Raw genomic sequence first — 8683 nt, 5'->3', positions numbered from 1 at the left:
ACCCGCCGCGCTAAGCGCGTCGGCCTCCCCCGCAAGCGGGAGAGGGAGTGGAGCGTCTTCGCGTCGCCAGTTCGACCTAACTTCATCATCGCCTCAGCGCCGCTGCCACAATTGCCGTGCCAGGATGCCGGCCTTGCGTTCGATCGCCTCGGCGGCGTCGAGACACAGGTCCTCGCGATAGCGCGAGCCGACGATCTGGACGCCGACCGGCAATCCCTCATCGAGGCCGACCGGCACCACGGCCGCCGGCAGCCCCAGCACGTTCATCGACGAAATGAAGCGCAGGTCGTTCCAGAACAAATCCTTGACGCGCTGATCGCCGCCGAGATCGGCATTGACCTCCGGCGTCTTGCGCACCGTGGTCGGCATCACGACCAGCGGATACTGCTCGAGGAACGTCATCCAGTTCCTGATGTGGCGCGAGCGCTCGGCGATCGCCTTCATGTAGCCGGCCTGATCGAGCTGATTGGCCAGCGCCATGAAGCCGCGGAACGTCTTCTGGAAGTCGGCGCTGGTGGTCGCCAGCATCTGGTCCTGCTGCAGGACGCGAACCTCGGTCATGATCAGGTCGCACCAGAGCTGCCAGACCTTGTTGAGGTCGGGGACCTCGACCTCGCTGACCGCATAGCCGGCATCGGCGAGATGATCCGCCGCCTTGCGCTGGAGCGCAATCACGCCGCGATCGGTCGCCATGTCCTCGGGGATCTTTGCGAGCGCGACCTTGATCGGCCCAGCCGGCTTCGGCCCCGTCAGCGGCGCCGGCACATACCAGGGATCGCGCGGATCGCGCTGCGCCATCACCTCGAGGCCGAGGCGCACGTCGGCGACGTGGCGCGCCAGCGGCCCTTGCGACGACATGAACTGCGCCATCAGCGGCCGCTCCGCCGTGGCGCTGGGATTGAACGCGGGAATGCGGCCCTGGGTCGGCTTGATGGTGGCGATGCCGTTGCAATGCGCCGGCCAGCGCAGCGAGCCGCCGATGTCGTTGCCGTGTGCGATGGTGCCGATGCCGGCGGCGATCGACGCGCCGGCGCCGCCCGAGGAGCCGCCACAGGTCACGTCGGCATTCCAGGGATTGCGCGTCAGGCCGTGCAGCGGGTTGTCGGTGAAGCCGCGCAGCGAGAACTCCGGCGTGTTGGTGAGGCCGATGATGACGGCGCCGGCCTTCTTGAGATTGGCCGTCACCGGCGAGTCGCCCGGCGCGATGTTGTCCTTGAATGCCACCACGCCGTTCGAATTGGCCTGGCCCTCGACGTCGATATTGATCTTGATCGTAACCGGCACGCCGTGCAGCGGCCCGACGGCGCCGCCTCCGCGCTTGCTCGCGGCCAGCGCCTCGTCCGCGGCCTTGGCGGCCTGCATCGCTGACGCGCCGAGATCGACCACGACGGCGTTGAGCGCCGGATTGGCTTCCTGCATGCGGTCGAGATGGGCGCGGACCACCTCCTCCGACGTCACTTGGTTGTTTCGGATCGCCGCGGCCGTGTCCACGGCGGACCATTGCCAGATCGGTGCGTTCGTCACGTGATGTTCTCCCATGATGTTCAGTGCTTTGTTGTTGGTTCAATCTCGCGGGTCGATCGGCGTCAGCTTTGATGCACGCGCCTCGATCAGCTCGGCCACTGCGAGACAGACGTCTTCCCGGAAGCGGCCGGCGATCACCTGCACGCCGACCGGCGCGCCGCCCGCGGTCCCGGTCGGCACGACGACCGACGGAAAGCCGAGCGCGGGCACCGCGAGCAGCGGCCGCTGCGCATCGAGCAGCGCGCGCACCACCGCCTCGTCTTCCTGGTCCTGATCGAAACGGAACGGCAGTTGCGCCGAGACCGGCAGGATGATGACGGGACAGCGCTCCTGGAACAGCTGCCAGGCCCGCACGATCGCCAGCCGCTGCTCGAAGCAGGCGAGCACCTGATCGCCGTCGAGCTCGGGCGCGTAGGCGATATGGCATTCGAGATTGTAGCGGCTCCGATCGTCGCCGAACTTGCGGATCATCGGCGCCAGCACGCGCCGCTCCTCATTGATGACGAGGCGATGCCAGAGATCGGCGGCCTCCGCGAGCCGCGGCGGCACGGTCTCCTCCACGGCAAAGCCGGCCTCCGCGAGCCAACGCCCGGCGGCGCGCACCGCTGCGCTCACCTCCGGCGCCTCGTCGCCGAACGGCGCCGCTGCGATCGCAACGCCGATCGGACGCCTGAGCTCTGGACCTTGCAGGGGCACCGGCAGCCAGGTGCCGTCGCGCGCGTCCGCCTGCGCCATCGCGGCGAGGCCGATGCGCAAGTCGGCGACCGAGCGGGCAAGCGGCCCCTGCACCGACATCATCTGCGCGGTGATCGGGCGATCGCTGGTTGCCGACGGATTGAACGCGGGGATCCGCCCCGGCGTCGGACGCAGGCCGGCGACGCCGCAGGCGTAAGCGGGATAGCGGATCGAGCCGCCGAAATCATTGCCGTGCGCGATCGCGCCCATTCCGGAAGCAACGGCCGATGCGGCGCCACCGCTGGAGCCGCCCGGCGTCAGCCGACGGCTCCACGGATTGTAGGTCGCGCCGTGCAGATCGTTGTTGGTAAACCAGCGGTGCGAAAAGGCCGGCGTGTTGGTGCGCCCGACAATGACGGCGCCCGACTTGCGAAGATTCGCGACCACAGGGCTGTCCTCGGTGGCGATCACATCGCGGAAGGCAACGAACCCGTTGGTGGTGGCGCAGCCGCGCTGGTCGACATTGACCTTGATGGTGACGGGAACGCCATGCAGCACGCCGAGCTCCGCGCCTGACTTCACCGCGGCGTCTGCCGCGTCCGCTGCCGCCAGCGCTTCGTCGGCGAGCACAGCGACAATGGCGTTCAAGGCCGGATTGACCTCGGCGATGCGATCGAGACTGGATTGCACGGCTTCCCGGCTGGAAATCGCGCGCGTCGCGATCGCACGGGCCAGATCGACGGCCGACCAGCTCCACAACTCATTCTCGCGCCGCGTGTCCATTGTCGTTTTCTCCAAGGCGTGATGCAGCAGTCGGCCGATGCGGTTCAATCGAGCCGCAACGGCTGGTGAAAGACGGGCAGATCGATGCGCCGGTCTTCCGCGGGAACGACCACCGCCTCCGCGCTCAGCACATGATCGAGCATCACGCGCCGGGCACGCGCGGCATTGCCGGAGCGGAACGCGGCCAGCAGACGCTTGTGAAACTCGATGTTCTCGCAGGTGAAGCTGGATGCGAATTCCTGTACGCCGAGCTTGCCGATCAGATGCCTGATCGCCTCGTTGACGAACCGGCACATCAGGCCGAGCAACGGGTTGGGACAGGCCTCGATCAGGATGTCGTGGAAATCGATCTCGGCGTGGCGATGATGTTCCCAATCGGCATCGCCGTCGGGATGATGCTCCTGGGCCGCGATCGCCTTTTCCAGTGCGGCGAAATGCTCCGCCGTGAGGTGGCCAACCACGCTGAAGGCGAGCTCCGGCTCGATCAGCCGCCGGATCTGGTAGATCTGCGCGGTGCTGGTCGACTGGAAATAGAAGTAGTTGCTGAGCAGGCCGACGATCCGGTTGATCGAGACCGGCGCCACCCGCGCGCCGCCGCCGGGGCCGGTGGTGTTCTGCACCAGCCCCTGCACTTCCAGCGATTTGAGCGCCTCGCGGATGGTGGAGCGGCTGCAGCCGAACATCTCGATCAGCTCCCCCTCCTGCGGCAGCCGGTCGCTCGGCTGCAAGCCGGCCTGGAAGATGTGGCTGCGGATCAGGTCGGCGACCGCGTCCGAGCGCTTGCGCTTGATCGAGGCGCGGCGCGAAGGGTCGAGGGACGGGAGAGCCGATTTATCCATTTTATGATCATAAATAGGATCGCAATCACTTTGCAAGCCATGTCGGTGTTCTCGTGATGCCGCGGCCCGCCATGATGGGATACCCGGGCCGCCTGTCGGCGGTCCCGGGGGCGTAGCGCCTACGCGGTCAAAGGGCCGACCGGATGCGGGAGATGGTGAAGACGATGAGGAGCCCGCGGAGCCGAGGCGGCGTCGCGCTCAAAGCGGACTATGGTTCACGGTGTGGCGCATCTGGCGACAGAAGCCCTCCACGAACTGCGCAAGCGCCTCGAAATTGACCAGCAGCCTTTCGGCCTGCTCCCGGTCAGCCGAACCGGGGGCAAACGATTCCGCCAGACGCCGCTGGCGATCTGCGCGATCCCGGCAGGCTGCGGCCCTGCTTTCGGCAAACTCCAGTTGCTCGCGTCGGCGGCCGAGCTTGTCTTCTTCCTCAAGCAACCGCTTGTTGAGCATCGATCTCGTGTTGGTTGGAACGTCCGGGCGCTTCAGCAGATCCAGATAGTGGTCGATGTTTGCGCGCGCGGTATACTCGTTCACGTATGTGCCTCCCGCCAGTCGCAGTCTCGGTCGGCGAGGCACAGCTTCAACACTCAGGAATTGCTCGATCTCCGCCAGGAGTTGGCGAAGCTCATCGGTCGAAAAGCCTTGCAGGGCATCGTGGACCTGGGCTTCGGGTGCTTTCCGGATAGACGGCGTTGTCTTCGGCCATTGGCGTACGGCAAAAATCAAAAAGTAAAGCCCTGTCAGGCACACACCAAATCAACAAATCAACGGCAGCTCGAACGATGCGGACGCGAACAATGATTCTGTCATCGCGCGCGCTCGCGAATCCAATGACGCTCAAGATAAGTTACGGGCGGAACATCGCCTAGTGCACTCTGTGCCAGCCGCGCCTTTGCGCCAACCATCGGCCAAGTCTTGGTTGCCGCATCGTTAAGGCCAGAATAGGCCGCTCCAAAAATCAAAGCCGACGGCGGCGGATGCGAATAGGCCGGCACCGTGATGCGGCATGTGAGGGCAAGCGACGGCGCCTCGAGGCCGCGGCTGTAGCGCGACATCGCAAAGCAGAACACGAAGTAGATCACGCCGATGAATGCATAGACCTCGACGCTGAAGGCCTGCCAGGCCGGATCGACGATCGCGGTCTTGGCGGTGGTCAAGAGATCGAAGATGCCGATGATCAGCACCAGGCTGGTGTCCTTGAAGAAGGCGATGAAGGTGTTGACCAGCGGCGGGATGACGTGGCGGATCGCTTGCGGCAGCACGATCAGCGCGTTCTTCTCCCGGCAGGACAGCCCGAGCGCGTCGGCGGCCTCATATCGTCCGCGCGGCACCGCCTGCAGACCGCCGCGCACGACTTCGGCGAGATAGGCGCCGGCATGGAAGGTTACGGCAGGCGAGCGATGGGCCGCTATTGTGAAAACGCCCAGTAAAGGTGCTTCTCGTCTTCCGACAACAGCCTCACATGGTTGATAAAGTCCCAGACCATTTCTCCGAAGGCACTGCCGCCGCCCTGGCTCGACTTGGCGGATACCATATCGAGCTCGTGCCAGCCCCTGTACATTTCCTCGTCGATGCTTTCCAAGCGGTCCTTCATGGCCTGAGCATTGAAAGCGCCGCAAGATTCGGTGAACAGGCTTCTGACCGGATGGATTTGCCACATGCCGCGATGGCGCTCTTCGCTGCCCTGCTGCCCGTAGACACCCGACTCTCCACTGAACGGAAACGCGCCGCGCGTCGCCTTGATCATCTCGCGGCGCTTGGCGTTGCCTTCCTTGATGTCGACATACACCGATATGACCATATCGTTGTAGTACCAGAGGTCCAGGCACGCCGGATATCCAGCGTTCAGGATCACTTGCACGAGCTTTTTGATACGCTGCCCCTTGTAGCCCTTCATGCCCTGCGCAAGCGCGAGCAGGCGCATCAGAAACGTCTTGGCATCATTTGGAGTCCAGACACAGATATCCTCGGCCTCGAAATCGATCGGATCACGATCGACGGGCGGGATGTAGATGATGCCGGGATTGGCCGAATTGCTGAACATCCAGTTGTTGCCGCTGGGGCTGACCTTGACGCATCCCACATAGTGGCTGAGGTACCAGTTCACGACATCGGGGTCGTCGGTCATGAAGTTGAAATAGATCAGCTCCTTGACTCCGACACTGAACTTCTCAGCGACGGTGTGCCAGTCTTCCTGAGGCCGGGTATCTCCCGGTCGGACAGGGCCGTGCGGCCGGTAGGGAATGCCGCCTTGCATCAATCCCCAATTGCGTGGGACGGGCATGCCCTTTGGCGGTCGCTCGATCGGGTGAGGCGAGCGTTTCGGGGGCGCCATGGCATCGATCTCCTCATATGCGGCGTGATCGCATCACATGAGTGCAAGTTGCCGCTGCCGGGGTTCACGCGCTCACGGAGATGTTTTCCACTTTCTCAAGCTTGTCCGGATGGGGCATCTCAGGTTCCGCGCAAAGCGGATCGATCCATCACGGCAGGCTCCAAAAACGTCCCATGCGACGAAGGAAAATGCGATGCGACCCAGACAAACGCATAGAGGTCGAGGCTTCGCGCTCGAACGTGATCACCGCCTCAGCCGTGGGCGCGCTGCGCTTCGAGGCCGCGGCTGTAGCGCGACATCGCAAAGCAGAACACGAAGTAGATCACGCCGATGAACACATAGACCTCGACGCTGAAGGCCTGCCAGGCCGGATCGACGATCGCGGTCTTGGCGGTGGTCAAGAGATCGAAGATGCCGATGATCAGCACCAGGCTGGTGTCCTTGAAGAAGGCGATGAAGGTGTTGACCAGCGGCGGGATGACGTGGCGGATCGCTTGCGGCAGCACGATCAGCGCGTTCTTCTCCCAATAGGACAGCCCGAGCGCGTCGGCGGCCTCATATTGTCCGCGCGGCACCGCCTGCAGGCCTCCGCGCACGACTTCCGCAAGGTAGGCGCCGGCATAGAGGATGAAGGCGATCTGGGCGCGCAGCAATTTGTCGATGTTGACGCCGTCCGGCATGAACAGCGGGAACATGACGCTCGCCATGAACAACAGGCTGATCAGCGGCACGCCGCGGATCAGCTCGACATAGAGCACGCAGAGCGAGCGGATGGCCGGCAATTTCGAGCGGCGGCCGAGCGCCACCAAAATTCCGAGCGGGAAGCCGAACGCCAATCCGAAAGTCGCCAGGATCAGCGTCACCGGCAGCCCGCCCCAGCGGTCCTGCGTGACAAAGGACATGCCGAGAAAGCCGCCCCACATCAGGCACCCGATCGCGATCAAGGCCGCGGCCCACAGCAGGAACAGCTCCTTGCGCCAGAAGCTGCGGCGGCTCGAGACCACGAACAGTGCGATGAAGATCACGACCGCGAGCGCCGGCCGCCACTGCTCGCTGAACGGATAGGTGCCGAACAGGATGAAGCGGTACTTCTCGGGGATCACCGCCCAGCAGGCGCCGACGCCGCGCAGCGCGCGGCAGGCGCTGGTGTCGTTGCCGGAGACGATCCAGATCGCGTTGGCGATGCCCCATTGCCAGAGGCCGATGCACGCCTTGGCGAGCACGAACAGCAACAGCAGCGTCATGATGCTCGACGTCACGGACGCGAACAGGTTGGCGCGCAGCCAGGCCACGATCTGGCCGCCGAGCGTGCGCTGCGCGCGGCGCCGGCCGATCGGCAGCGGATCCTGCGGGAGATGTGCGACCGAGCTCATGTCAGCGCTCCACCAGCGCGATCCGCGCGTTGTACCAGTTCATGAACAGGCTGATGCCGAGGCTGATGGTGAGGAACACCATCATGATCAGCGCGATCGACTCGATCGCCTGCCCGGTCTGGTTCAGCGTGGTGTTGGCGATCGAGACGATGTCCTGATAGCCGACCGCGACCGCGAGCGAGGAATTCTTGGTCAGGTTCAGGTACTGGCTGGTCATCGGCGGGATGATGACGCGGAGCGCCTGCGGCAGCACGATGTGCTGCAGCACGAAGCTGCGCTTCAGCCCGAGCGCCTTGGCGGCGTCCGACTGGCCGCGCGGCACCGCCTGGATGCCGCTGCGCACGATCTCGGCGATGAACGCCGAGGTATACGTGACGAGCGCGATCAGCAGCGCGAAATATTCCGGCGCCAGGGTCAGCCCGCCGACGAAGTTGAAGCCGCGCAGCTCGGGCAGCATGACGCTCCAGCTTGCGCCCAGAAGCCACGACACCAGCGCCGGCAGCGCGATGATGAGGCCGAGCGCGTAGGGCCAGGCCGGCCGCGCCTTGCCATCGAGCATCTGCTGCGCGATCAGGCGGCGCCTGACGATGAGGAAGACGATCACGCCGGCGACCAGCGCAACGAGCGTCCAGCCATTGGCCTCATGCAGCGGCACCGACGGCAGCACCAGGCCGCGGTTGGACAGATAGACCCCGTCGACCGGCTTCCACGCCTGGCGCGCCGCCGGCAGGCCTTGCATCAGCACGTACCAGAACAAGAGTTGCAGTAGCAGCGGCAGGTCGCGCAGCACCTCGACATAGACGGCGGCGAGCCGCGCCAGCAGCCAGTTCGACGACAGCCGCGCGATGCCGACCAGCGTGCCGATCACGGTCGCCAGCACGATGCCGATGACCGCGACGCGTAGCGTGTTGACGACGCCGACGATGAACGCGCGCAGATAAGTGTTCTTCGGCGTGTAGTCGATCCAGCTGTCGGCGATCGGCATGCCGGCCTCGCGGCCGAGGAAGGCAAAGCCGGTCGAGATGCGGCGCACCGAGAGGTTATGGACCGCGTTCGACCACAGCCAGGCGACGACGGCGACCGCGATGGCGACCACCAGGATCTGCCAGAACCTGTCTCTTATACACATCTGACGCTGCCGACGACCATGG

The 8683-nt window shown here is 64.9% G+C and carries 7 protein-coding genes and 1 pseudogene; all 8 read right to left on the bottom strand.

What is annotated here, in order from left to right:
* Positions 1 to 93: 93 nt before the first annotated feature.
* Positions 94 to 1539: an amidase family protein gene (locus PMN64_RS40530; RefSeq protein ID WP_411784791.1), complete on the bottom strand. Its 1446-nt coding sequence runs from the start codon at positions 1537 to 1539 to the stop codon at positions 94 to 96.
* 24 nt (positions 1540 to 1563) lie between these two features.
* On the bottom strand, positions 1564 to 2982 hold the full coding sequence (locus PMN64_RS40525) for an amidase family protein (protein WP_411784790.1): 1419 nt from the start codon (positions 2980 to 2982) through the stop codon (positions 1564 to 1566).
* Between the two features lie 44 nt (positions 2983 to 3026).
* A complete protein-coding gene (locus PMN64_RS40520; protein ID WP_411784789.1) occupies positions 3027 to 3821 on the bottom strand; it encodes a FadR/GntR family transcriptional regulator in 795 nt (264 codons plus the stop codon).
* Between the two features lie 198 nt (positions 3822 to 4019).
* Positions 4020 to 4358, bottom strand: a complete 339-nt coding sequence (locus PMN64_RS40515; RefSeq protein WP_411784788.1) for a hypothetical protein — start codon at positions 4356 to 4358, stop codon at positions 4020 to 4022.
* A gap of 491 nt (positions 4359 to 4849) precedes the next feature.
* Positions 4850 to 5215: pseudogene (locus PMN64_RS40510) on the bottom strand (ABC transporter permease subunit); the annotation flags it as partial.
* Between the two features lie 17 nt (positions 5216 to 5232).
* Positions 5233 to 6159, bottom strand: a complete 927-nt coding sequence (locus tag PMN64_RS40505) for a hypothetical protein (RefSeq protein ID WP_411784787.1) — start codon at positions 6157 to 6159, stop codon at positions 5233 to 5235.
* Positions 6160 to 6410: 251 nt separating this feature from the next.
* Entirely contained in the window at positions 6411 to 7532 is a 1122-nt protein-coding gene (locus PMN64_RS40500) for an amino acid ABC transporter permease (RefSeq protein WP_411784786.1), read from the bottom strand.
* A 1-nt stretch (position 7533) separates the two neighbouring features.
* Entirely contained in the window at positions 7534 to 8661 is a 1128-nt protein-coding gene (locus tag PMN64_RS40495; protein WP_411784792.1) for an amino acid ABC transporter permease, read from the bottom strand.
* Positions 8662 to 8683 lie beyond the last annotated feature (22 nt).

It is taken from the genome of Bradyrhizobium sp. UFLA01-814 (assembly GCF_046718885.1).
Classification (GTDB): Bacteria; Pseudomonadota; Alphaproteobacteria; order Rhizobiales; family Xanthobacteraceae; genus Bradyrhizobium; species Bradyrhizobium elkanii.
The sequence above is the reverse complement of the archived record's forward strand: the minus strand, read 5'-3'. Positions and strand labels throughout refer to the sequence as shown.